The sequence below is a fragment of the Methylobacterium sp. OAE515 genome, from assembly GCF_041806315.1.
Lineage (GTDB): Bacteria > Pseudomonadota > Alphaproteobacteria > Rhizobiales > Beijerinckiaceae > Methylobacterium > Methylobacterium tardum.
The window spans coordinates 2,703,569-2,726,550 of the sequence record NZ_JBGMUV010000001.1; the positions used below are offsets into that span (position 1 = coordinate 2,703,569).

The following is a 22,982-nucleotide window of genomic DNA, read 5'->3' on the forward strand; positions in this document are numbered from 1 at the left end:
AGCGATCCCGCGACGGCGACAGGCCGGCCTGCGCGAGGGGCGAAGCGCAGGCCGGTCGCCGTACCGCGCGCTCACCGGTGAGCGCGCGATCCTGGAACGCCGCGAGATCGCGACGTGAACCCATCTGCGGCGGCTCTCAGGCTCCGGCCCGATGCGGCATCGTCTCCGGCCCGGCCGGAGCGTCCTTCCCGCGCGGCTCGCGCGCCACCCGGAACCAGAGGGCGTAGAGCGCCGGCAGGAACAGCAGGGTCAGAAGCGTCCCGACGCCGACGCCGCCGATCAGCACGTAGGCCAGCGCGCCCCAGAACACCGAGTGGGTCAGCGGGACGAACGCCAGCATCGCGGCCGCGGCCGTCAGGATCACAGGACGGGCCCGCCGCACCGTCGACTCGACGATGGCGTCGTAATCCGACAACCCCGCCGCGCGATCGTGGTGGATCTGATCCACGAGGATTAGGGTGTTGCGCATCAGGATGCCAGACAGCGCGATCAGTCCGAGGATGGCGTTGAAGCCGAAGGGCTGGTGGAAGGCGAGCAGCGTCGGGACGGCGCCGACGAGGCCGAGCGGCGCGGTCGCGAACACCATGAACATGGTGGTGAACGCGCGGACCTGCAGCATGATGACCGTCAGGGTCACGATCAGCATCAGCGGGAAGACCGTCACCAGCGCTTTCATCGCCTTCTCGCTCTCCTCCACCGAACCGGCCGTGTCGATGCGGTAACCCGGCGGCAGCTTCGCCTTGATCGCGGCGAGTTCGGGGACGATTTGCGCGTGGATGTCCGGCGGCTGCTTGCCGTCGATTACGTCGCCCTGCAGGCGGATGTAGGTCTCACGGTTGTAGCGCTTGAGGACCGCGTCCTCGTTGCGGCTCTCCAGGTGTGCGACCTGGGAGAGTGGGATCTGCCGCCCGTCCTTCGTGGCGAGCGTGAGGTCGCCGATGTCGCCGAGGGAGCGGCGTTCGGGGCCGGGGCTACGCAGGAGCACGTCCACGGCGCGTAGATTCTCGCGGACCTGCGTCGCGGGCGTGCCGTTGAGGTAGCTCTGCAATTGCTGGCCGGCCTCCTTCGGCGTCAGGCCGATCAGGCGCAGACGCTCCTGGTCGAGGGCGAGGTGCAGACTCGGCGTCCGGTCGCCCCAATCGAGGTGGACGAGGCGCATATTGGGATTGGCCATCATGACGTCGCGCACCTCAGCGGCCATGCCGCGGATGACGTCGAGGTCGGGTCCGACCACCCGGAAGGCCACCGGGAAGCGGACCGGCGGCCCGAACACGATCTGCAGTACGCGCACCCGCGCCTCGGGAAAGCGCCCCTCATCGACGAGCTGGCGCATCTTCCCCCGCAGCACGTCGCGGGCCTGGGCGTCGGCGGTCTGGACGACGATCTGCGCGAAGGCGGGATCGGGCAGCTCGGGATCGAAGGAGAGCACGAAGCGCGGCATCCCCTGGCCGATGTAGCTCGTGATCTCGCGCGCCTCGGGCAAGCTCCGAACGGCCGCCTCCACCTTCCGGACGCTGGCCTCGGTGGCGGCGAATGCCGACCCCGTCGGCATCGTCACCTCGACGATCAGTTCGGACCGCTCGGAATTCGGGAAGAACTGCTTCTCGACCTTGCCCATGCCGACCGCGGCCGCGGCAAACAACGCCACGGTGATGCCGGCCGCCATCCACTTGTGATCGACCGACAGCCGCACGATTCGGCGGAGACGCTGATAATTCTTCGTCGCGTAGATCGCCTCGTGGCCGCCGGGGACGCGTTTTATGTCCGGCAGGAGCTTCACACCGAGATACGGCGTGAAGGTCACGGCCACGATCCACGAGACGATCAGCGAGAAGGCTACCACCCAGAAGATATTGCCCGCATATTCGCCCGCCGTGGAGGCGGCAAAGCCGACCGGTAGGAAGCCCGCGATCGTGACGATCGTGCCGGTCAGCATCGGCGCGGCGGTGGCGCTCCACGCGTAGGTCGCTGCGGAGATACGGTCGGCACCTTCCTCCATACGCACCACCATCATCTCGATGGCGATGATGGCGTCGTCGACGAGGAGGCCGAGCGAGATGATCAGGGCGCCGAGCGTGATGCGGTCGAAGTCGCGGCCGGTGACCATCATCACCACGAACACGGCCGAGAGGGTCAGCGGGACCGCCAGCGCCACCACGATCCCGACCCGGAAGCCCAAAGCCACGAGGCTGACGAAGATCACGACCGAGAGTGCGGTGAAGAACTTCACCATGAACTCGTGGATGGCGTCCGCGATCACCTTCGCCTGATCGGTGATCTTGATGAAGCTGATCCCGGTCGGGAGTTCGTGATGGATCGCGAGTTCCTCGGCATTGAGGGCCTCGCCCAGACTGAGGCCGTTGAAGCCCGGCTTCATGACGACACCCAGCATCAGGGCCGGCTCGCCGTCGTTGCGGATCGCAAAGGTTCTCGGATCCTCGTAGCCGCGCTTGACCTCGGCGATGTCGCCGAGCTTGAGGCTGCGGTCGCCGGCCGCCACCGGCAGGTTCCGGATCGCGTCGAGACCGTCGATCGCGCCGTCGAGGCGCAGGTACACGCGCGGCCCGTCTGTCTCGATGAAGCCGGCCGGCGTTACGTCGTTCTGGTTCGCCAGCGCGGCCAGCAGTTGCTGTCCGGTGATGCCGAGCGTGGCCAAGCGCTGATAGGAGATCTCGACGAAGATCTTCTGCGCCTGCTCACCGAGGATGTTGATTTTCTCGACGCCCGACACGCGCAGCAGCCGCTGGCGCAGGTCCTCAGCGCGGAGCACGAGGTGCCGGTGCGGCAACCCTTGCGCCTGGAGCGCGTAGAGCGCGAAATAGATGTCGGAGAACTCGTCGTTGAACAGCGGCCCCAACACGCCGCGCGGCAGGCTGGAGGCCTGGTCGGACAGCTTCTTGCGCGCCTGGTAGAACTCCGACGGGAGCTTCGCCGGCGGCATGCTGTCCTTGAAGAACAGCTTCATCAGCAGCAGGCCCGGACGAACCGTCGTCTCGACGCGGTCGTAGTAGACAAGTTCCTGCAGGCGCTTCTCCAGCGGATCGGCGACCTGCCGCTGCATCTCGGCGGTGGTCGCTCCGGGCCAGGCGGCCGAGACCGCCATCGTCTTGACCGTGAAGGTCGGGTCCTCCGCCCGGCCGAGCTTTTCGAAGGCGAAGAACCCGGCCGCGGTGACCGCGAGGAGGAGGAACAGCGTGACGGCGCGTTCACGAACCGCCAGGGCCGAAAGGTTGAAGCCGGAGGCGCTCATCGATCGACTCCGATGATGCGCACGGCCGCCTGCCGGACCTTCTGTCCGGCCTTGAGCAAGTGGGCGCCGAGCGCGACGATCTGGTCGCCCGGGTTCAGACCTGAAACGACCTCCGCGCTCTCCGCCGAGAGGCGCGCGACGGCGACCGGCTGCGCCGCGATGGTTTGCGTCTCGGCGTCGTAGCGCCACACGGCCGAGCCGCCGCCCTGGTCGAACAGGGCGCCGAGGGGGATCGACACCGACGTCGTCGGCGCTGCCTGAGCCGGCTTCAGCCGGAGGGTGACGGTTGCCCCGAGCGGCGCGCTCTCGCCGCCGCCGAGGAGAATGTAGCGAGCCCGGTAGGTGCGGGTCGCCGGGTCTGCCGTGGCCGACAGTTCCCGGAGCTTGGCCGGATAGGTCGTCTCGCCCTCGGCGTAGAGCGTTGCCGATGCCGTACCCTGCGCCAGGCCGCGGCTCCCTTCGGGCAGGAACACCTCCGCCTCGCGGGCGCCGTCACGGGCGAGCTTGACGACCGTCTGACCGGCGGCAACGACTTGGCCGGGCTCGCTCGGCACCTCCATCACCACGCCGTCGGCATCGGCCTGGAGCTCCGAGTAGCCCGCTTGGTTGGCGATCTGGCTCGCCTGCGCCTCGGCGTTGGCAAATTGGGCAATGGCCGCATCCGCCGCGGCCTTGTTCTGGTCGTAGGTCTGCTTCGACGTCCAGCCGTCGCCGACGAGCTTCCGGCTGCGCTCCTCGTCGGCTTTGGCCTTGATCATCTGCGCGCGGGCCGCCTCGACCGAGGCGCGGGCTGCGTTGAGCGCCAGGGTGAAGTCGGTCCGATCGAGGCGCATCAGCGGCTGCCCGAGACGCACGTGGTCGCCCGGATCCACGAGGCGCTCGAAGATCTTGCCGCCGACGCGGAACCCGAGGTTGCTCTCGGTCCGGGCCCGGACGACGCCGGTGTAGCGCGCGACGACCCCTTCCGCAGGCGCGACCGCGATGGTCTGAACCAGGGGTGGCTCCGGCGGGACAGCGGTCTCGGCCGGCGAGCATGCCGCCAGGGCCAAGCCGGCGAGCCCGATCACCCATCTCGCGTCCATTAACGTACTCCGTCTCTGCCGAGCGGTCTTAAAAATTATGACTATCATCTATTGGCCTAGGCCGGCGCCGTCAACGGCTTGCGCGGCGCGGACTGAAGATTCGCAGAGTGGCTGGGGGCGGTGCTCAGGGTGCCGACGCGGCCGCGCCGCGGACAGAACCTCAGCCGGCGACCCGTTCCAATTGGCAGCAGGGCCCGGCGCGATTCAGCCCAGACACAGCTCGGAAATCCAGTCCGCGGGCGAGCCGTCGGCCGTTCAGCGCACCGGGGCGATCGGCAGCATTGCTTATCGGTTGTTAAATGATCCCCCGTACTTGTGACCCAAGCGGCCACGGAATGCTTCTATTCGGCTGCTTAGAGGGCGTCGTGTCGCTACAAGCTGTCTCCATCCGCACCAAGCTGGTGATCGCCTTCTCGATCCTGACCGTCTTCGCGGTCGGCCTCGGGGTGCTTGGGCTCGTCAGTACGTACAAGCTGCGCGAGCAGTCTCTCCAGATCGAAGAGAATTGGCTGCCGAGCATCCGCATCCTGGGTGAGATCGACACCCTCACGGCCCGCAGCAGTGGCCTCCTGTTGCGGCACACACAAGCCACCGACGCGACACTTCTGGCGAGCATCGAGAAGGACATGGAAAGCTTCGACAAGAAGCTGTCCGACAAGATCGCGTCCTACCGGACGATGATGAGCTCCGCCGACGAGCGGACTCATTATGAGACGTTCGCGCGTGAATCCGAGATGTTCAAATCCGTTCGCAACGACGTCGTTGATCTCTCGCGCGGCGGCCACAAGGCTGAGGCTTACCAGCTCTACGAGACGAAGGGCCTGATCCCGCGTCGCGCCGCGTCCAAGGCGCTGGAGAAGCTGATCGCGATCAACAACGAAGGCGCCAAGGACGCGCAGGCGCAGAGCAAGGCCGTCTACCAGGAGACTTGGACGGTCAGCCTTGTCGCGATCGTCCTCGCCCTCGGCCTCTCGATCCTTTCAGGCGTGGTGATTGTCCTCGGGGTCACCCGCGGCATCGCCTCGGTCGTGCGGCCGATGCAGGCCCTGATCGCCGGAGACCTGTCGGCGGAGATCCCGCATCGGGGCGCGAAGACCGAGATCGGGACGATCGCGACCGCCGTCCAGGTGTTCAAAGACGGTCTCATCCAGATGAAGTCCCTGGAGGCGGAGACCGCGCAGGCGCGGCTGGCCGCGGAGGAGCAGCGCAAGGCCGGGATGCGCGAGATGGCCGACCGGTTCGAGGCTGCGGTCGGCGGCATCGTCGGCCAGGTCTCGGCCTCGGCCACCGAGCTGCAGGCCACGGCGGGTGCGATGTCGGCGCTCGCCGGCCAGACCTCGGCCCAGTCCGGCACGGTCGCGGCCGCCGCGGAAGAGGCTGCCAGCAACGTCAACACGGTCGCGGCGGCGGCCGAGGAACTCGGCTCCTCCGTGCAGGAGATTGGCCGGCAGGTGCAGGGCTCGTCGGAACTTGCCCGGGTCGCGGCGGCGGAAGCCGACCAGACCGGCGCGCTGGTGCAGGAGCTGAACACCGCCGTGGCCAAGATCGGCGACGTGGTCGGGCTGATCGCCTCGATCGCCGGCCAGACCAACCTGCTGGCGCTCAACGCCACGATCGAGGCGGCGCGCGCGGGTGCGGCGGGCCGGGGCTTTGCGGTGGTGGCCTCCGAGGTGAAGGCGCTGGCCGAGCAGACCGCGCGGGCGACCGGCGAGATCTCGGGGCAGATCGCGCGCATCCAGGGGGTGACGGGTCAGGCGGTGGGGGCGATCGGGGCGATCACGGGCCGGATCCGGGAGATCAACGGGGTGGCGGCGGGCATCGCGGCGGCGGTGGAGGAGCAGGGCGCGGCCACGCAGGAGATCGTGCGCAACGTCACGCAGGCGGCGGCCGGCACCGGCGCGGTGACCGGGACCATCGCGGGCGTGGCGGGCGCGGCGGAGGAGACCGGGGCGGCGGCGAGCCAGGTGCTCGGCGCGGCCTCCGAGCTGTCGCGCCAGTCCGAGCACCTCGCCGCCGAGGTCGGGCGTTTCCTCGGCACCGTCCGCGCCGCCTGAGACCCTGATCGAAAGCGCACCCGGCCCATTCCAACGGGTCGAAGACGTCATCCGTGAACTGAGCTCGATCGCGCGGCGGTCGGGCTCAGCTTCGAGCCCCAGCTTTTGGTCACGCTCAAGACCCAGGTGGCGCGAGGCAGGATCGTCGCGTACTCGGATCCATAACCACCTGCAGTTTCACGGTTTATTTTAGTCAGCCGCCTCATCGCCGCTTAACCGGCCTGTATTCGACCTCTGGTCCTTTCGAAGTAGAAAGGCACAGTGGCGCCCGCTTCGTCCCGCACGCGTTCGGATACGGTGTTGCTCAAGGCTTTGGCGTTTCTCGCCGGACTCGGCTCGGCAGCCTGCGGCCTGATCGGCCTGCGCGAAATCCTGCTGCTCGTCTCGGGGTACGCATCTGTCTCGGGCGACCGCATCGGACCTGCCGTCGCCTGTCTCGGTTTCAGCCTGAGCCTCGGAATTGTCGCCGCGCGGTTGCTGCGGAGCCGATGATCCGTGCACACGCTCAAGACACCGACGACTCGGTGTGCCGGAGCACGCCGGTCCGCAAAGCTTGAGCTTACATCGGGGTCATGCCGCGACGACAATCGCGGAACCGAAGGAGACTTCCCATGACCGCTCTCGCTCGCCTGACCCTGGCCGCCGCTGTCGCCGCGGCAACCGTCGCGGTGCTCGCCGGCACCTATGTCGAGGTCTTGGATCGCGCGCTGCCGATGCACTTCGTCTGACGATAGAAGATGCGCGCTCGACAGAAATCGGTTTCTGATCGGACACAGGGGCACCGCAATGGGCCGCCCCGATCCTCAGGCTCGGCCTACGGCTATGTCCGACGCCTCGCCGAAGACCGATGCCGGAGCGGTCAGCGCTTTTGCGGGCTCGGAGCGGATTGATCGGTCTGCGGCTCCATCTTGGTCGAGTCAGGCTTGGTCGGCGCGTTGTTCTGGGCCTGCTTGTCGTCGCACGCCGAAACGCCGAGACACAGAAGTGCGAGGACGACCACATATCGCTTAATGGGCATGACACCTCCGTGGCGGTCAGGTTCGACGCGAGGACGCACTGTCACGCGTCCGAAAGGTTACGGATTCAGAGCGTTTGGCCCAGCATTCCGCTGACCGCGCTCCGCCCGGCCTGGGTCGAGCGGAGCGTCTCCCGGCTCACCAGAGCCTGAAGACGGTCGTTCGTCGCGTCAGCGGCTTCCGGCGCCCGGCTTCGAGCCGGAACCGGCATCGTTCGCACCCGTGCTGTTCGTGGTCCCGGAGCGGCTCAGCGAGCCGCTCGACGGGCCGCTGCCGTTGGCGCCGGGCGTCGACCCGGAGCCGGCATCGTTCGGGCCCGTGCTGTTGGCCGTGCCGGATCGGCTCGTGCCTCCGCTTTCGGCTGCCAGGGCGGGCGCGGCGGCAACGCTGAGGCCGACTACGGCAAGCACAATGAACTTCATGGCGTGTCTCCCTGTATTGCCGACCGCTGATCGAGAAGCGTCGCAGTCGGTCTTCCTGGGAACACCGATTCAGGACGGCTGTTCCTGATGCGAGACCCGGACGACAGAGACACGCTTCTCGCATGCCGATCCTTATAGCCCTGGCCGCGATTGCGGCCGGCATCCTCAACACCGTCCAGACCGGCGCGAATGCGAGCCTCAACAAGGCACTCGACCAGCCGATCCTGGCGGCCTTGATCGTGGCGTTCACGAACGCCTTGATCTACCTCCTCGCCGCACCCTTCCTCGGGCTCGACTGGCCGGGCGGGTCGCGCATCGCGGCTGTCCCCTGGTGGGCCTGGCTCGGCGGCGCGATGGGCGGCACCTACGTCCTGGCGATGATCCTGCTGGCCGACAAGCTCGGCGCAGCGATCTTCACAGGCCTGACCGTCACAGCCGCGATCGTCGCCTCCCTGGTCCTCGACCATTTCGGCTGGCTCGGCTTCGTGCAGCACACGGCAGGCCCCTGGCGTATGCTCGGCGGCGTGCTGATGATCGGCGGCGTCGCCCTCATCTCACTCACCTGACAGCTGCGCGGTCCGATCGTTCTAAGACGATGAATCCGGCTGTGGCGCTTCATCGGGCTTCGTCGGCGGATCCTGGGCCTGTGCGTCCGGCATGCGATAGCCGCGCTCCCAGGTCCGGTGCGCCTCCGATCCGGCGGGATAGGGATTTGCGGTGATCGGATCGCCGCGGTCCCGGGCGTGGCGGCCCTCGTCGCTGATCGCGGTCGGTGAGCGGGACGAGAGCGGCACGGTGGAATCCTGCCCGAGGCGTCAGCGGATGACCGGATTTTGCCCGGCCTGTGATTGGGACTGGGCACCTGTGACGCGCCAGACGACGCCCCCCGCATCGTCCGCGATCAGCAGGCCGCCATGCGTGTCGACGGCGAGGCCAACCGGCCGACCGCGGGCTTGCCGGTCCGCGTTGACGAAGCCGGTGACCACATCCTGGGCCTTGCCGGCCGGCTTTCCGTTCTCGAACGGGATGTAGACCACCTTGTATCCGTTCAGCGGATCCCGATTCCAGCTACCGTGCTCGCCCACGAAGGCGCCGCCCTGATAGGTCTGCGGCAGACCGGTCCCGGAATAGAAGGTCATCCCGAGCGGGGCCACGTGCGAGCTCAACGAATAGTCGGGCATGATCGCAGCAGAGACCAGTTCCGGGCGCTGTGGCATCACGCGGGGATCCACGTGGCTACCCCAGTAGCTGTAGGGCCAGCCGTAGAAGCCGCCATCTTTCACCGAAGTCATATAGTCCGGCACGAGATCGGGCCCCAGCTCGTCCCGCTCGTTGACGACGCACCACAGCATCTTCGTCTGCGGCTCGAAGGTCAAACCGTTCGGGTTGCGCAGGCCGGTCGCGTAGAGCCGGTGCGCGCCGGTCGCCCGGTCGATCTCCCAGATCGCCGCCCGGTCCTTCTCCTCGTCGAGCCCATTCTCCGAGACGTTGCTGTTCGAGCCGACGCCGGCATAGAGCTTGCTCCCGTCCGGGCTTGCCGTCAGGCTCTTCGTCCAGTGATGGTTGATGTGCCCCGCCGGCAGCTCGGTGAGCTTGACGCCCGGCTCGGTGATCTGCGTCTCGCCCTCCTTGTAGGGGTAGCGCATCACGGCATCGGTGTCAGCGACGTACAGATCGTTGCCCACCAAGGCCATGCCGAAGGGTGAGTTCTGCTTATCGAGGAGCACGGAGCGCTGCTCCGCAACACCGTCGCCGTCGGCGTCGCGCAGGAGCGTGATCCGCTGCCCGGGCGTCTCCGCGGAATGGGATTTCCGCTCGAGCCAGCCCATGATGATCTCCTTGGGGCGGTTGACGGGCGGGGTCGGGCCGCCGCTTTCCGCCACCAGGATGTCACCGTTCGGAAGGACGAGGATGGAGCGCGGGTTCTTGAGACCCGTCGCCAGCGCCTTGACCTGCAGGCCAGCCGCGACCTGCGGCTTCTCGCCGTCCTTCCAGCCGACCGCGCTGGAGACGTGCATCGGCGGCAGCAGGTACTGGTGGAGCTCCGGAAGCGGCGGATTCGGTCCGATCTGCGTTTGCGGGTCGATCGGGTCGGGGCCGCATGCGGAGAGGGGCAGCAGCACGCTCGCGGCGAGCACCCGTTGGAGGCACGTCATGCCCGCTCTCCCGACTGGACGCCGACGCCGTAGCGATGGACCAGGGCCGCGCCGTTCCATCCGGTCACCAAGAGGATGAGCACGACAAGCGCCGAGAGGATCAGTCCGGTCGGCACCACGGACGTGTAGGCGTCGCGGCTGTGCACGAAGATATTGAGGATGCTGAGCACGAGCGCGACGGCATTGCCGCCGGCATGGATCCAGGCCGGACGAAGCCTGCGAATGCCGCGATCTCCGAAGAAGTCGATCAACCCCGCAACGACCGCCAGACCGGACACGATCAATCCGACACTCAGGAGCCAGGCGGAGAAGTTCGCCCATTGCATGTTGGCCGTGTACCAATAGGCGATGTCGGTCACCAACGTCCCGACGAAGCACACGACCGGGATGGGAACCAGCATGGCGTGGATCGGATGATGCCCGATCCGGGCCGTCGATCGCGGATGTGTCTCGACCAAGCTGAATTCCTCGATACGCGAAGGCGTCGCGGGCAGATGATCTACCGTCCGGTCGGGCAAATGTTCCCGGCTGTCGATGGCGGTTCGGCCGGTCCCTTCCGGCGCAGCTGGGCACGCCGCGACTGGTCCGGATCGAACCCGTTGTCTCGGGACTTCGGGCTACCGGCGGCCGGCGCCTGACCGCCACGCTTGCGTCGGCGAGGCGGCGCGCCGAACATCTAGGATCCCGCGAGTTCGGCCGCGGTTGACCTTGCACCGAGGCCCGCGGAGAACACCCAATGTTGGATATGAAGCGTCACCGCCCCGACTGTCTGGAGCAGCCTGCCACGGTGAGCCGCCTGAGGACCGGCGCGCTCGCAGACGCTTCCGCGGACCCGACGCAATCATGTGGCGCTACAACGCCTCCGCGGTGGTCGACACGGCGTCTTCTCACAATACCGGGGCTGTCTCAGAATCGCGCCGGAACGGCCTGAACGGCCGACGCGGAGATCACCGGTGCGCGCGATCTGCCGACCACGCACGCCGCACCGAGGCGCGCATGGTCGCTCTGGCAGATCTCCGCCGTACCCTTGGGCCGGGCTCAGTGGGACCGGTCGGTTCGGTCCGGTGCACGGCCGTGCGTGCTGTGCGTGTGGTGGCTGTCCCGCTCGCCGCCCCCGCCGGAAACGTGGGATTTCGAGTTGCTTGTCGGAGAGCCGGGTGCCGGCCCGCGATGCTCCTCGGCTTGCGGCTTCGAGGCGTCCTGATGGCTGCTGCCCGGGCCGCCGTGATGACGGTCCGCCGCCGGAGACTTCTTCGATGTGCTCATTCGGATCCTGCTGCTGCGTGATCGCGCGCCCGCCTCTGCGCAGTCCCGGCCTCGCGAAGCCTGCAACGCAGGTGGCAGGGTCCAGGCCCGGCTATGCGGTAAGGACATCGTCCAGACCTCGATGGGCAGGCCCTGACGCCATCGCGTCGGACGCGTCCTAGGCCAACCGGACGGTCCACTACAGGGTTCCTGACCGGGAGCCGCCCCGCCGAACCAGGTCGACGAACGCGACGACTTCAGTCCTGTCGCATCGACGGGATGTCGGGGCGTTCTTCACGCGCAGCCTGGGCGGCAGGATCAGACGGCGACCGCCCCAGCGCGCGCGACAGGCCTCGGCCTGCCGATAGAGGCCCGGATCCGCCGAGGACCAGCGATGCCAATCCGGCAAGGTAGAGAAGATCGGTCTCGAAGCCGGGCGGTCCGAACTGCGCTCCGGCGGGCGTGATCGCCTGCAGCTTGATCGAGCTGAAGCCGAACTGCCAGTGGACCGTGAACATCGCCGTGAGAAGCACGGCCGCCATCGGCAGGCTGGCCAAAGGCACGAGCGCACCGATCAGCACACAGAAACCACCAACGATCTCCACGGCGATCGTCAGGACACCCATCAGGTACGGGAGCGGGACGCCCATGGCGTGCAGGATCGATGGGAAAGCGTCCAATCCCCGGGCCGCCTTGGCAAGCCCATGCTCGAGGAAGCCGTATCCGACGATCAGGCGGATCGGCAGCGGCGCCCATCGCGCGAGCGCGGGCCGGTGGCTGCCCGAATCCTGCCATGCGCGGCCGATCCATCCGTCCGTGACCATGTTGAGCGTCTCCGGTTGCCAGAGGCGCGACACGGCACACGCGCTTGGGCGCCCTGGGTCCTCATGGTTCGCCCGGTCCGGCAGGATGGTTTCATTCGCCGGCTGCGGGCCGCGCGATCGCCGCACGATTCGTCGAGACGGACTTGGAACGCCTGCGGACCGTCTCCATTGAACCGCTCGAGTTCCGCGGAGCAGGACGGGTGGCGTGGCGAAGAATGCGGAACGAGCGGCCTGGGCGGCTGTGGCGACCGGGATTGTCGCCGTTGGACTATTTGCCTGGTCGCGCACCTCCGGCATCAGTGTCCAAGCCCGGCTGATCAACGATGTCGTGCTGCCGTTAAGCGGCATGAAGCGCAGGGCAGGCGACGGTCGCGACTTGCGCCGTCAGATCGCGCTTCACCGGCGCGTGGAGCCGGCACGTCCCTCGGCTCGCCTGCGCCGCAAGTTCGCCATCGACACGTTCATGGTCGATGGCGTGGAGGTCTTCCAGGTGCGGCCACGCGTCGGCGGGTCTGATGCTACGATCCTGTACTTGCATGGCGGCGCCTGGGTTTTCGACGTGCTCGCACCGCATTGGTGGATCGTCGAGTCTGTCATCGACCGCACCGGCGCGCGAGTCGTCGTGCCGCGCTACCCGCTCGCTCCCGAGAGCACGTGGCGCGAAACGTATGCCTTTCTCGATCGGCTGCTCGACTCGCATCTCATCACAGGACGTGATCGCCTGATCATCGCGGGTGATTCCGCGGGCGGTTGCCTGTCGGTGGGAATGGCCCAACGGTTGAGGGCACGGGGCGGCGCCCTGCCGGCGGGGCTGCTGCTGTTCTCGCCCGCGCTGGACCTGACCTTCTCGGATCCGCGCGTTCTCGCCATCGAACCCCATGATCCGATGCTCGCAGTGGCGGGCTGCCGGGCGGCGGGGCGTCTGTGGGCCGCCGGTACGCCGCTGAACGATCCGCAGGTCAGCCCGCTCTACGGTCCGCTCGACGACCTGCCGCCGGTGGCGATCTTCACGGGGACGCGCGATCTCCTTCATCCGGACGCTACGCGGTTGCACGAACGTCTGGCGCGTGCGGAGACGTCCGTTGCGCTGCACAGCTATAAAGACCTGTGCCACGTCTTCGTCGCCGCGCCGATCCCGGAAGCGGCCCGCGCCCTCGACCAGGCCGGCCTCTTCATCCGCGACTGCCTATCGCAGGATCGGGCCTGACCGGCTGCCGGCGGCACTGCCGCTCGGTTAGCGTCCCGTATAGCCCGCCGCCGTCGCAGCCTCCTTGAGGCGCGCGAAGGCGGTTGCGTAGCGCTCGCGCAGGAAGGTGGCATTCGGCGGGATGCGGGACGGGCAAAGGTTGTCCTCGGTATCCGACATCTTCACCAGGAGCGCCGCGAGATCGCCGGCCTCGATCAGGCTGGCGATCCGCTCGGAATAGGCGATACGGGCCTGCGGCTTGGTGAGGATCAGCACGGTCCGGATCACATCCGAGCCGAATCCCGCGGCCCGCAGGTCGGCGGGCGTGCGTGGCGTGTCCTCCAGCACATCATGCAGCAGCGCGGCCTGCATCACTCGCATCGGGTCGATGTCCAGTCCGTCGACCAAGCGGGCGTGGCCGGCACGGGCGAGGGCGGCGTTCGCGACGCGTTCGAGGTGTCGCATGCAGGGTTCGCCGCCCTTGTCGAGCTGGCCCGCATGCGCGGTCAGGGCAAAGGTATGAGCATCGAAGATCGTCGGCACGCTCCCCTCCACGGGATGCGCCAGTAATTCCGGCGTCGCTTCGGTTTCCGGAGGAGAAAAGTCATCTCTGCAGGCCGGCGTTCCCGTAAGGTTACGGGCACCTGCGGATGCGGTGCCTTCTGTCACTCGGCGACCGGCGGCATACCGCATTTCGAGGATGCCGGGTCATGGCGATCCGTCAGAACTTATTATCGGTGTCACTATTGCCCAAGTCGCAAAACATCGCCATCTCTTGTCCTAAGTACGGACAAGCGGCGAATCGCAGTCCAGGATTAGGCCAATGGCGTCCGTTACAGTAGAGAAGCCGCTCGATGTCGGTGGGCCGATCAGCCGTCGGGCCGCCGCGCTGGCCAACGTGAAGTGGTTCCGCGCCCTCGCGTCGCGGGCCCTGCGCGAAGGTGGCCCGCAGGCCGAACTCCGCGCCGCGAACGCGCGAGCGGCCGCCCGGATCATCATGCGGCAAGCCAAGCGGGAAGCCATCGTCGCCCGTATGACGCGGGCGGCGCTGGAGGCACAAGTCCAAGCGTGACCGGTCTGGCTGCCGCGGCGCCCTGACGGCGTCCAGGCAGCGGCCGGGCGCGTCGTCGATCCGCTCCCGGCTCTGGATTAGCGTGTCCGCGGATCAGCGCTTGAACTTGCCGTCGTACTTGAACTCGGGGGCGGACTTCAGCTGGTCCTTGCTCGCCCCGATGATGGCCTTCCACTTTTTGGCATCGGCGTCGTAGCCGAGTGCGATCGAGGCAGGCGAGACCGCCACATAACGCTCGCCCATTCCGAGGAAGCCGCCGACCGAGACGATGTAGCCGGTGAGCTTCTCGTGATCGATCACGAGGTCCTTGATCTCACCGACGGTGTTGTTCTGCGCGTCCGTGACGGTGAGCCCGATCAGGTTGTAGCTCAGCACGGCATCCTGCGGGACGGTCTCGAACTTCGGCGCGACTGTCGGGGGCGCCTCGTTGGCGGCAAGGGCCGGTCCGGCCAGGGCGGCGACAGCAAGGGTAGCGAGGACGAGGCGGCGCATGGCGATCTCCAGTTCCCGGAATGGGTGGCTGGAAAGCCGGGAGCCTGTGCGATCGTTCCAGTTGCTACCCGAAATGTTAATGCCCGGAACATGGAACCTTTGCACGCCTGATGGGCAGCGGCAAATCGGTTCGTGATCCCATTCCAGATCCGACGACCGTATTGATCGAAAGCCTGGACAGATCGGCCGCACGCCGCGCCATCGTCCCTGGCTGCCGCGCGCGAGCCGGGGCATGCCGCTCGCAGGTTTGGAGGCGGGAGAGCGATGGTGGCCGAGAGTTCGGGCGCGACTTTGTCCGCGGCGGGCAGTCCGGGCGCATGGATCGACGGCCTGATCGGCGTCTCCATCTTCAGCGCGTCGCTCGTGGCTACGCGCCTCGCCCTGACCGGCATGGACGCGCTGTTTCTCAGTGCAGCGCGGGCGGCTCTGGCGGGGCTTGCCGGAGCGAGTGCCCTGCTCGCCTTCCGGCAGAAGCGGCCGAGCCGCCGTGATGTCCCGTCGCTCGTCATCGTGGCCTGCGGTGTTGTGGCCGGCTTTCCGCTGCTGACCGCGCTGGCCTTGCGGACTGTCGGCGCCGCGCACGGAACGGTCTTCGTCGGCCTGCTGCCGCTCGCCACCGCGCTCTTCGGAGCCCTCCGTTCGGGCGAGCGTCCGTCTTTGGCCTTCTGGCTTCTGTCGCTGGTCGGCGCGCTGATCACGGTGGGCTTCGCGGCGCGCGGGCTCGACGGCCCGCCGGGCCTCGGCGACAGCCTCATGCTCGCCGCAGTACTAGTCTGCGGCCTCGGCTACGCGGAAGGCGGGGTCCTCGCGCGCCGCCTCGGCGGCTGGCAGGTGATCGCCTGGGCGACAGTGCTGTCGCTGCCGTTGAGCCTGCCCCTGGCGCTGGCCCTGAGCCCGGCCGACCCGGCCGCGATCCCGATGCCGGCTTGGGCCGGCCTCGCCTACGTGGCGCTGTTCAGCATGCTCATCGGTTTCGTGTTCTGGTACCGGGCCTTGGCGCGGGGGGGCATCGCGACCATCGGTCAGCTCCAGCTGCTCCAGCCTTTCCTCGGGCTCGGCATCGCGGCCCTCGTGCTCGGAGAGCGGATCGAGCCCGCGATGATCGGCGCCGCGATCGCGGTCGCGGCCTGCGTCGCGCTGGCGCGGCGCCTGGCCTGAGGCGCCGGCCGGCCGTCTGGCGCCCTCAACCGGACTTGGCCACGACCTCGATGTCGCGGTCGAGACCGCTCTCGACCTTGAACTCGCGCGTGTAGACCTGCCCGTCGTGGCGGGCGATCAACACGTAGTCGCCCTCGGCCAGCGTGACCTCCGGGAAGGCACCGATGGCCTCGCGGATCGTGTCGCCGCCGGGCGTCAGGACCGAGAAGGCGGTTCCGGCGAACGCCTCCGCGCCGGCTGCGGCCACGAGCTTGAGGGTCACGGTGGCGGCCCGGTGGTTCAGGGTCGCCTCCGTCACCTTGCCGTTCTCGACCCGAAGATCCGCGCGCTGGATCGCGTTCGACTCCCCGTAGGTGGACACCACGTGATAGGTGCCCTCGGGCAGGCGGAGCAGCTCGCCGGTCTTGATTCCGGAGCGCACGAGGCGGCCTTCCGAATTGGTCCCCACCGGCACGAAGACCGAGAACAAGACCTGCGCCGGCGGGATCTTCTGGTCACCGACGGCGCCCGACAGCTTCAGCGCGCCGGCCGCGACGCGCAGCGTCTCGGTGGTGGGTTGGCCTCCCATCACGATGCGCTTCGAGGCGCTGGCGAAGCCGTAGGTCACGGTCGCCACGTAGGTGCCGGGGGCGAGGGTAAAATGCGGCTCCGCCTCGGCCGAGCGGGCGACGATCGACGGCTTGGTGCCGTCGCCGCGATCCTCATAGACGCGCCACGCAAGCCCCTGCCGAAGCGGGGTCCCGGGGCCCGACAGGAGCGCGGACAGCGAGAGCTGCGCGTCCGGCTCGGCGGACGGAAGGGCAGGTGGTAGGTTCGGGGTCGTGATCGAAGGCGAGGGCAGGGGCCCGCCGAGGCGATCCTGGAACGGGTCCTGCTGCGCGGCCGCGGGAACGATCAGGGGCAGCGTGACGAGCATGGCCAACGCCATCGCGGCAAGCCTCACGCACATCGCTCGGACCCTCTTCGACCTTTCCCGTGGCTCGGCCGCCGGGCCGCACCGCAGATCCGCACAAAAGCCCCGAGGCTTGGTCGGCGGATCATCTGATAATGCCTCTGCATCCGGACCATGGCGACGGCAAGGCCGCTCTTCCACCGGCGGCTCGCGCATGCCACATCCCGATCGGGACCCGATACCGGGACGGAGCGCATGACCGCCACCCTCGACCTCCTGAAGACCCGCCGCTCCGTGCCGCCGCCGCTGCTGGACGGCCCGGGTCCGGACAGCGCGCAGCTGGAGACGATCCTGACAGCGGCCTCGCGGGTGCCGGACCACGGCAAGCTGGCGCCCTGGCGCTTCATCGTGATCGCCGGCGAGGCCCGTGAGCGGCTTGGCGAGATCATCGCCCAGACCTACGCGGCGGACAATCCGGACGCGGCGCCCGAGCGGCTCGCACAGGAGCGCAGCCGCCTGACGCACGCGCCCCTGGCGATCGCCGTCGTGTCGCGGGCGGGACCGCACGTGAAAATCCCCGAATGGGAACAGGTCCTCTCCGCGGGGGCCGCCACCATGAACCTGGTCATCGCCGCGAACGCCGCCGGCTTCGCCACCTCCTGGTTGACGGAGTGGTTCGCCTACGACCGCCGCGTGCTCGACGCGTTGGGCTTATCGCCGACCGAGAAGCTCGCCGGGTTCGTGCATATCGGTCGGGCCCGCGACGTGCCGTCCGATCGTCCGCGACCGGCGCTCGCCGACATCGTCACGTATTTCTGAGGGGCTTTGGCCGTGCACTACGATCTCGAGGTCCCGCGCGACGCGCGCGCGCTGCCACACAATCCGCTCAAGGCCATCGTGGCACCGCGGCCGATCGGCTGGATCAGCGCCATGGATCGCGCCGGTCAGCTCAACCTCGCGCCGTACTCGTTCTTCAACGCCGTGGCCGACAACATGGTCGCGTTCTCGTCCTCGGGCCGCAAGGACGCGATGACCTTCGCCGAGGACGGCGCCGAATTCGTCTGCAGCCTCGCGACCTGGGACCTGCGCGACGGGATGAACGATTCCTCCGCGCCGCTGCCGCGCGGCCAGAGCGAATTCGCCTTCGCCAACCTCGAGACCGCGCCCTCGCAGAAGGTGCGTCCGCCCCGGGTGGCGGCCTCGCCGGCGGCGCTGGAATGCCGATGGCTCCAGACCGTGCCACTGGTCCCGCTCGGGGGCGGGGAGGCGGACAACTTTCTCGTCATCGGCCAAGTCGTGTCGATCTATGTCGACGAGCGCTACGTGAAGGACGGCATGGTCGATACCGCGGCCATGCATCCGATCATGCGCGGCGGCTATTTCGACTACTTCCACGCGACCGCGGATACGCGGTTCCAGATGCGCCGGCCGAAGGGCGCGGGCGAGTTCGCCGGGTCCTGAAAGGAGAACCTGTCCGTCAAGGCGGATTGAGGACTTATTTACCATACGGAGCGCAGGTTCAGGCTGTCTCCAGCCCCCGTGCGCGCCCGGATGTTCCTGTTCACCACGCCGTCCAGCCCTCCGGAAAGCCCGCCTCCCCAGGCGCGGGCGCCGTCAGGCTCGGCCGCATCCGGACCGGTCGTCCAGGCGATCCGCGACGGCGCGACGGCGAGCGGCGTCGGGTTCGACTACCTCCTCGCCACGGCAAGGCGGGAATCGTCCCTCGATCCCACCGCGAAGGCCGGGACATCCTCGGCCACCGGGCTGTTCCAGTTCATCGAGCAGACCTGGCTCGGCGTGATGAAGAATGCCGGGCCGCGGCTCGGCCTCCAGGCACAGGCCGACGCCATCACGCGCCAGGCCGACGGCACCTATACGGTCACGGATGCGGGCCAGCGGCAGGCCATCCTCGATCTGCGCCGCGATCCGAAGGTCTCCGCAACGCTTGCCGGCGCCCTGACGCAGCAGAATGCCGAAGCGCTCTCGGGCGCCCTCGGCCGGGAGCCGACCGCGGGTGACCTCTACGCGGCGCACGTCCTGGGCGCCAAAGGAGCGGCGGCCCTGATCTCGACCGCCCGCGCGTTTCCTGAGCGCGCCGCCGCCCTCGATCTTCCGGACGCGGCGGCCGCCAACCGCGCGCTGTTCTACGACCGCGCGGGACGACCGCGCAGCGCGGCGGAACTCTACGCCAGCCTCTCGGCGGCCGCCCAGGGTGCGGCGGCCACCGACATCACCGCCCTGCGCCAGGACAGCGCCCCGGCCACGCAGGCCGTCTCGGCCTATGCCAGCGCCGCCACGGCGTTCGGCGGAAGCTCCGACCTGCGCAGCCTGTTCCAGACCGATCAGCGCGGGGCCGTGTCGGACGCCGCCGCGCGGCTCTGGCAGGCGCGCAACAGCGCGCAGCCCACCGCGCACGCCGAGCCGACCTACTTCCCGCGCTCCGACTCGGACGCGCCTGCGCGGGTCACCGCTCCCGATCCCGACGTGACGGGCGCGCTTCCCGCGATCGCGGCGACGCCGCCCGGGACCGCGCTCACCAATCCGCCGCTGCCGCCCCGCCGCCCGGCGGAGTTCGCCGCGAGCAATGCCATGACCGGCGGCAGGACCAGCCTGTTCGCCCCCCGGAGCGGTCCATGATCATCCGCGAGTTCCTGACCCGGACCCAGAACGGCTCGGCCAACCACCGCGCCGAAGCCGCGGCGGTCCTGGCGCGGACCTATCTCTACGGCAACCTCACGGCCGACGAGGCGTGGGAAGCCAAGACCGCGCTGCTGACGATTCTGGACGATCCGTCGCCGGTGGTCCGTCGCGCCCTGGCCGAGACCTGTGCCGCCTCCGCGCGGACGCCGCGCCCGCTGGTGGTCGCGCTGTCCTGCGACGTGCCCGAGGTCGCGCGGCTCGTGCTGGCGCGCTCGCCGGTGCTGACCGATGCGGATCTCGTGGATGCCGCGGCCCTCGGCGACGAGACGACGCGCGCGGTGATCGCGGCCCGCCACCACCTGACGCACGCCGTCTCGGGGGCGCTCGCGGAAATCGGTGAACCGAACATCCTCGTGGTTCTCGCGCGTAATCCCACGGCCAAGATCACCGCCGGCCGGATGCTGCGCATGCTGGAGCGGCACGGCGACGAGGCCGCCCTGCGCGAGGCTCTGCTGACCCGGGCCGACCTGCCGCCGGAGGTCCGCCACGCGATCGGCCTCGCGGTGGCGGACGCCCTGTCCGACTTCGTCACACACCGCGGCTGGCTCGGAGCCGAGCGCTGCGACCGCTTGAGCCGCGAGGCTGGCGAGCGCGTTGCGCTCGAGGCCTGCGGAGGCGCGGGAGCGGCCGCCGTGGCCCGGCTCGTCGCCCATCTGCGCACCACCCATCAGCTCACGGCCGGGCTGATCCTGCGCGCCGTCCTGTCCGGTCGGATCGACTTCGCCCTGGCGGCGCTTTCCGACCTGTCCGGCCAGGATCATGCTGGGGTCGCCCGGGCCATGCGCGATCCGCGCAGCTTCGCCGACCTTCACGCGCGGGCCGGCCTGCACGACGCACTCCTGCCGGCGATGCAGGCGGCGGTCTCGGCTTGGCAGGCGGTCAGTCGCCGCCCGGCCGCAATCCGCGGTGCCGGCCTGTCGCGGCAGATCATCGAATGCGCGATCAGCGCTTGCGACGACCTGCCCGGGCCGGACATGCATCCGGTCCGCGCGCTGTTGAATCGGTATGAGGTTGAGGCCGCCCGCGACGAGGCCCGCGAGGTCGCGCGAACCATCGCCGCGGAGGCGCTCGCGCGGGAGAACGCCCGTCGCGATGCCCAGGCGGCCGACGCCGCGTGGCGCGCCGCCCTGGACAGCCAGCGCCGGACCGAATTCGCGCCCTCAACGGACGAGGCGGAGATCATCCCAGCGGCGGAGTTCGTGGCCACTGCAGCGGCCGCGGAACCCCAGAATCCGGTCGGCGCGATCCTCGAGGCTCTGCCGGACCAGATCCTGGCTTGGTACAGGACCGACGAGACGGAGATGGATCCAGAGGCGCAGGCGGCCACCGATGCGGTGCTCGACGGGCTCGGCGAGAGCCTGCTCGATCACTTCCGCGCCAGCCAGGACTCCGCCGCACCGGCGGCGGAGGCCGCCGAGCCCGACAGCGTGGTGAAGATCGCCGCCTGAACAGGCAGCGGCCGACCGGATCGGACGCCGAGCAGGTCCCTACTCGGCCGCTCTGCGCTCTTCCGCCTCCGCCGGATCGGCGAGCCCGTAGCGCTCGATGCTGCTCTCCAGCCGCAGGGCGGCGTTGATCAGGGCCATGTGGGAGAAGCCCTGCGGAGTGTTTCCGCGTTGCTCGCCGGTTTCCGGATCGATCTCCTCTGCGAACAGCCCGACATCGTTACCGCGCGCAATCAGCCGCTCGAACGCGGCCTTGGCCTCGGCGGTGCGGCCGTCGAGGGCAAGGCAGCCCACGCGCCAGAAGGCGCAGGCCGTGAAGGTGCCCTCGTCGCCGTCGAGGCCGTCATCCATGCGGTAGCGATAGATCAGGTCGCCGTGCCCCAGCTCCCGCTCGACGGCCGCGAGGGTCGAGCGCGTGCGCGGATCCTTCGGATCCAGCGCCCCAAACAGAGCGACGCGCAGCACCGCCGCGTCGAGGTGATGCGAGCCGTAGGCGCCGACATAGGCCTGCTTCTCGGCATTCCAGCCGTTCTCGAGGTACTCCGCCCGGACCTCCGCGGCGACGCGCTCCCACTCGGCGATCTTGTCCTCGGGCACGCCCGCGATGTTGCGCCCGATGCGCGCTGCGTCGGTGAGCGCGACCCAGATCATCGCCTTGGTGTGGACCTGCTGGCGCCGCTCGGTCCGAAGCTCCCAGATCCCGTGATCCGCCTCGTGCCGGTGGCGGATCGCCCGCGCCGTGAGATTATCGAGGACCTTCGGCAGGCGGTCGTTGACCTTCTCGGGCGGGTCGTAATCCACCGCCTCCAGGAAGATGCACAGCGCCCGCAGCAATTCACCGTAGATGTCGTGCTGGTCCTGGAATTCCGCGACGTTGCCGATCACCACGGGCCGCACGCCATTCCAGCCGGCGAGATGCGTCAGTTCCTCCTCGGGCGGCATGCCGTCGGCGATGCCGTACATCAGCCGGGTCTCGCGCCCGTAGGTCCCGTCCCGCTCGCGCAGGAAGCGCAGGAATTCGGCCGCCTCGCGCACGTAGCCCAGCATCACGAAGGCCGTGACCGTGAAGGAGGCGTCGCGCATCCAGGTGAAGCGGTAATCGTAGTTGCGATTGCCCGGGACGGCTTCCGGCAGGCCGGCGGTGGCCGCCGCCAGGATCCCGCCCGAGGGCGAGTAGGTCAGCAGCTTGAGGCACAGCGCGGAGCGCATCACCGCGTCGCGATAGGCACCGCGATAGGTGCTGCGGGCGCACCAGCGGTGCCAGTAATCGACCGTCGACTTCATGCGGCGCTGTGCGCCGGCGAAGTCGTCGATGCACGCCTCCTCCTGATCCTCGCCGTGGGTGAGTACCATGTAGGCGGTCTCGCCCGCGCTCAGGGTGAAACGGACCTCGGCCTCGTCGCCTGTGAGGTCCGGCCGCGGATGGGCGTTGACCCGCAGCCGCCAGTCTCCGGCCTCGAAGATCACGGAGGCGCCCTCGACGATCGGCGTGCAGGCCCGGCGTGCGTAGTCGAAGGTCGGCCGCACGAGGAAGCGGCCGGTCACCTGCCCGGTCTCGCAGGTGAGCAGCCGGATCAGCCGGCTCTCGCCCTCGCCGTCGGGACCTTCGTCCGGTTCCGGGCTCGGCGGGTTGACCGGCATCACGTCCACGAGGCGGGCTCGGCCCGTGGCGGTCTCGAAGGTGGTCTCCAGGATGTTTGTGTCCGGCACGTAACGCCGTGTGGTCCCGCCGAGGCCGTCGAAGGCCAGGCTGCAGGCGCCGCCCTTCTCGTCGTCGAGGAGCTTCAGGAACAGGGCGGGCGAGTCGTGGCGCGGCCAGCACAGCCAGTCGATCGAACCGTCGCGGGCGATCAGGGCGCAGGAATGGGTATCGCCGATGAGGGCGTAGTCGCTGATGGGCTTCGACACGTGGCTTCCGGGGAGGGCTGCGTCCGCCGCGGCGGGCGGGATCGTCTCAGGGACGTAGCCGGGCGACGCCAAGCGGGGAG

The 22,982-nt window shown here is 68.9% G+C and carries 22 protein-coding genes; 10 read left to right on the top strand and 12 right to left on the bottom strand.

Annotated features, from left to right (window positions below):
* Positions 1-136: 136 nt before the first annotated feature.
* Positions 137-3,250, bottom strand: a complete 3,114-nt coding sequence (locus ABIE45_RS13185) for an efflux RND transporter permease subunit (RefSeq protein WP_192707127.1) — start codon at positions 3,248-3,250, stop codon at positions 137-139.
* The gene (locus ABIE45_RS13190) at positions 3,247-4,332 is read right to left on the bottom strand and encodes an efflux RND transporter periplasmic adaptor subunit (RefSeq protein WP_192707128.1); all 1,086 of its coding nucleotides are present in this window, start codon (positions 4,330-4,332) and stop codon (positions 3,247-3,249) included. Before ABIE45_RS13190 ends, ABIE45_RS13185 begins: the two co-directional genes overlap by 4 nt.
* 365 nt (positions 4,333-4,697) lie before the next feature.
* Here ABIE45_RS13190 and ABIE45_RS13195 point away from each other — a divergent pair, with 365 nt between their 5' ends.
* Together ABIE45_RS13195 and ABIE45_RS13200 are read left to right on the top strand one after the other, a co-directional pair.
* Entirely contained in the window at positions 4,698-6,386 is a 1,689-nt protein-coding gene (locus tag ABIE45_RS13195; RefSeq protein WP_192707129.1) for an MCP four helix bundle domain-containing protein, read from the top strand.
* Positions 6,387-6,686: 300 nt separating this feature from the next.
* Positions 6,687-6,878 carry a hypothetical protein gene (locus ABIE45_RS13200; RefSeq protein WP_209578309.1) on the top strand — a complete coding sequence of 64 codons (192 nt, stop codon included), beginning with the start codon at positions 6,687-6,689 and terminating at the stop codon, positions 6,876-6,878.
* A gap of 367 nt (positions 6,879-7,245) precedes the next feature.
* Here the strand turns inward: ABIE45_RS13200 and ABIE45_RS13205 are convergent, their stop codons facing one another.
* Together ABIE45_RS13205 and ABIE45_RS13210 are read right to left on the bottom strand one after the other, a co-directional pair.
* Positions 7,246-7,404: a hypothetical protein gene (locus ABIE45_RS13205; RefSeq protein ID WP_192707131.1), complete on the bottom strand. Its 159-nt coding sequence runs from the start codon at positions 7,402-7,404 to the stop codon at positions 7,246-7,248.
* Positions 7,405-7,572: 168 nt separating this feature from the next.
* Positions 7,573-7,824: a hypothetical protein gene (locus ABIE45_RS13210; protein WP_192707132.1), complete on the bottom strand. Its 252-nt coding sequence runs from the start codon at positions 7,822-7,824 to the stop codon at positions 7,573-7,575.
* A 122-nt stretch (positions 7,825-7,946) separates the two neighbouring features.
* Here ABIE45_RS13210 and ABIE45_RS13215 point away from each other — a divergent pair, with 122 nt between their 5' ends.
* A complete protein-coding gene (locus tag ABIE45_RS13215; protein WP_192707133.1) occupies positions 7,947-8,390 on the top strand; it encodes a DMT family transporter in 444 nt (147 codons plus the stop codon).
* Between the two features lie 249 nt (positions 8,391-8,639).
* Here ABIE45_RS13215 and ABIE45_RS13220 read toward each other — a convergent pair whose 3' ends face one another.
* The 4 genes from ABIE45_RS13220 to ABIE45_RS13235 all read right to left on the bottom strand — a co-directional run bounded on the left by ABIE45_RS13220 (position 8,640) and on the right by ABIE45_RS13235 (position 12,082).
* Positions 8,640-9,980, bottom strand: a complete 1,341-nt coding sequence (locus tag ABIE45_RS13220; RefSeq protein ID WP_192707134.1) for a sorbosone dehydrogenase family protein — start codon at positions 9,978-9,980, stop codon at positions 8,640-8,642.
* Complete coding sequence (locus tag ABIE45_RS13225) at positions 9,977-10,381, bottom strand: DUF2231 domain-containing protein (protein ID WP_192707135.1); 405 nt, start codon at positions 10,379-10,381, stop codon at positions 9,977-9,979. Before ABIE45_RS13225 ends, ABIE45_RS13220 begins: the two co-directional genes overlap by 4 nt.
* Before the next feature lie 637 nt (positions 10,382-11,018).
* A complete protein-coding gene (locus ABIE45_RS13230) occupies positions 11,019-11,246 on the bottom strand; it encodes a hypothetical protein (RefSeq protein ID WP_373622332.1) in 228 nt (75 codons plus the stop codon).
* Positions 11,247-11,482: 236 nt separating this feature from the next.
* Positions 11,483-12,082 (bottom strand): DoxX family protein, encoded by a 600-nt coding sequence (locus tag ABIE45_RS13235; RefSeq protein WP_373622333.1) that lies wholly within the window; start codon positions 12,080-12,082, stop codon positions 11,483-11,485.
* A gap of 172 nt (positions 12,083-12,254) precedes the next feature.
* On the opposite strand from ABIE45_RS13235, the gene ABIE45_RS13240 reads away from it, so the two are divergent.
* The gene (locus ABIE45_RS13240; RefSeq protein WP_192707137.1) at positions 12,255-13,256 is read left to right on the top strand and encodes an alpha/beta hydrolase; all 1,002 of its coding nucleotides are present in this window, start codon (positions 12,255-12,257) and stop codon (positions 13,254-13,256) included.
* Positions 13,257-13,283: 27 nt separating this feature from the next.
* Here ABIE45_RS13240 and ABIE45_RS13245 read toward each other — a convergent pair whose 3' ends face one another.
* Positions 13,284-13,904 (bottom strand): phosphohydrolase, encoded by a 621-nt coding sequence (locus ABIE45_RS13245; RefSeq protein WP_373622334.1) that lies wholly within the window; start codon positions 13,902-13,904, stop codon positions 13,284-13,286.
* A 154-nt stretch (positions 13,905-14,058) separates the two neighbouring features.
* Between ABIE45_RS13245 and ABIE45_RS13250 the strand changes: the two genes are divergently transcribed.
* The gene (locus ABIE45_RS13250; RefSeq protein ID WP_192707138.1) at positions 14,059-14,307 is read left to right on the top strand and encodes a hypothetical protein; all 249 of its coding nucleotides are present in this window, start codon (positions 14,059-14,061) and stop codon (positions 14,305-14,307) included.
* A 93-nt stretch (positions 14,308-14,400) separates the two neighbouring features.
* Here the strand turns inward: ABIE45_RS13250 and ABIE45_RS13255 are convergent, their stop codons facing one another.
* The gene (locus tag ABIE45_RS13255) at positions 14,401-14,799 is read right to left on the bottom strand and encodes a PRC-barrel domain-containing protein (RefSeq protein WP_192707139.1); all 399 of its coding nucleotides are present in this window, start codon (positions 14,797-14,799) and stop codon (positions 14,401-14,403) included.
* Positions 14,800-15,063: 264 nt separating this feature from the next.
* Between ABIE45_RS13255 and ABIE45_RS13260 the strand changes: the two genes are divergently transcribed.
* Positions 15,064-15,957 (top strand): DMT family transporter, encoded by an 894-nt coding sequence (locus ABIE45_RS13260; protein WP_192707140.1) that lies wholly within the window; start codon positions 15,064-15,066, stop codon positions 15,955-15,957.
* Between the two features lie 25 nt (positions 15,958-15,982).
* Here ABIE45_RS13260 and ABIE45_RS13265 read toward each other — a convergent pair whose 3' ends face one another.
* Positions 15,983-16,906, bottom strand: a complete 924-nt coding sequence (locus ABIE45_RS13265) for a hypothetical protein (RefSeq protein ID WP_192707141.1) — start codon at positions 16,904-16,906, stop codon at positions 15,983-15,985.
* 198 nt (positions 16,907-17,104) lie between these two features.
* On the opposite strand from ABIE45_RS13265, the gene ABIE45_RS13270 reads away from it, so the two are divergent.
* The 4 genes from ABIE45_RS13270 (at position 17,105) to ABIE45_RS13285 (ending at position 20,997) form a co-directional block, all read left to right on the top strand.
* The gene (locus ABIE45_RS13270) at positions 17,105-17,668 is read left to right on the top strand and encodes a nitroreductase (RefSeq protein WP_192707142.1); all 564 of its coding nucleotides are present in this window, start codon (positions 17,105-17,107) and stop codon (positions 17,666-17,668) included.
* A 12-nt stretch (positions 17,669-17,680) separates the two neighbouring features.
* The gene (locus ABIE45_RS13275; protein WP_192707143.1) at positions 17,681-18,310 is read left to right on the top strand and encodes a flavin reductase family protein; all 630 of its coding nucleotides are present in this window, start codon (positions 17,681-17,683) and stop codon (positions 18,308-18,310) included.
* 90 nt (positions 18,311-18,400) lie between these two features.
* On the top strand, positions 18,401-19,486 hold the full coding sequence (locus ABIE45_RS13280; RefSeq protein WP_192707144.1) for a lytic transglycosylase domain-containing protein: 1,086 nt from the start codon (positions 18,401-18,403) through the stop codon (positions 19,484-19,486).
* Positions 19,483-20,997 (top strand): DUF2336 domain-containing protein, encoded by a 1,515-nt coding sequence (locus tag ABIE45_RS13285; RefSeq protein ID WP_192707145.1) that lies wholly within the window; start codon positions 19,483-19,485, stop codon positions 20,995-20,997. The genes ABIE45_RS13280 and ABIE45_RS13285 overlap by 4 nt, the downstream gene beginning before the upstream one ends.
* Positions 20,998-21,036: 39 nt before the next feature.
* On the opposite strand, the gene ABIE45_RS13290 is transcribed toward ABIE45_RS13285, so the two are convergent.
* Positions 21,037-22,902: a glycoside hydrolase family 15 protein gene (locus ABIE45_RS13290; protein ID WP_192707146.1), complete on the bottom strand. Its 1,866-nt coding sequence runs from the start codon at positions 22,900-22,902 to the stop codon at positions 21,037-21,039.
* Positions 22,903-22,982: the final 80 nt, after the last annotated feature.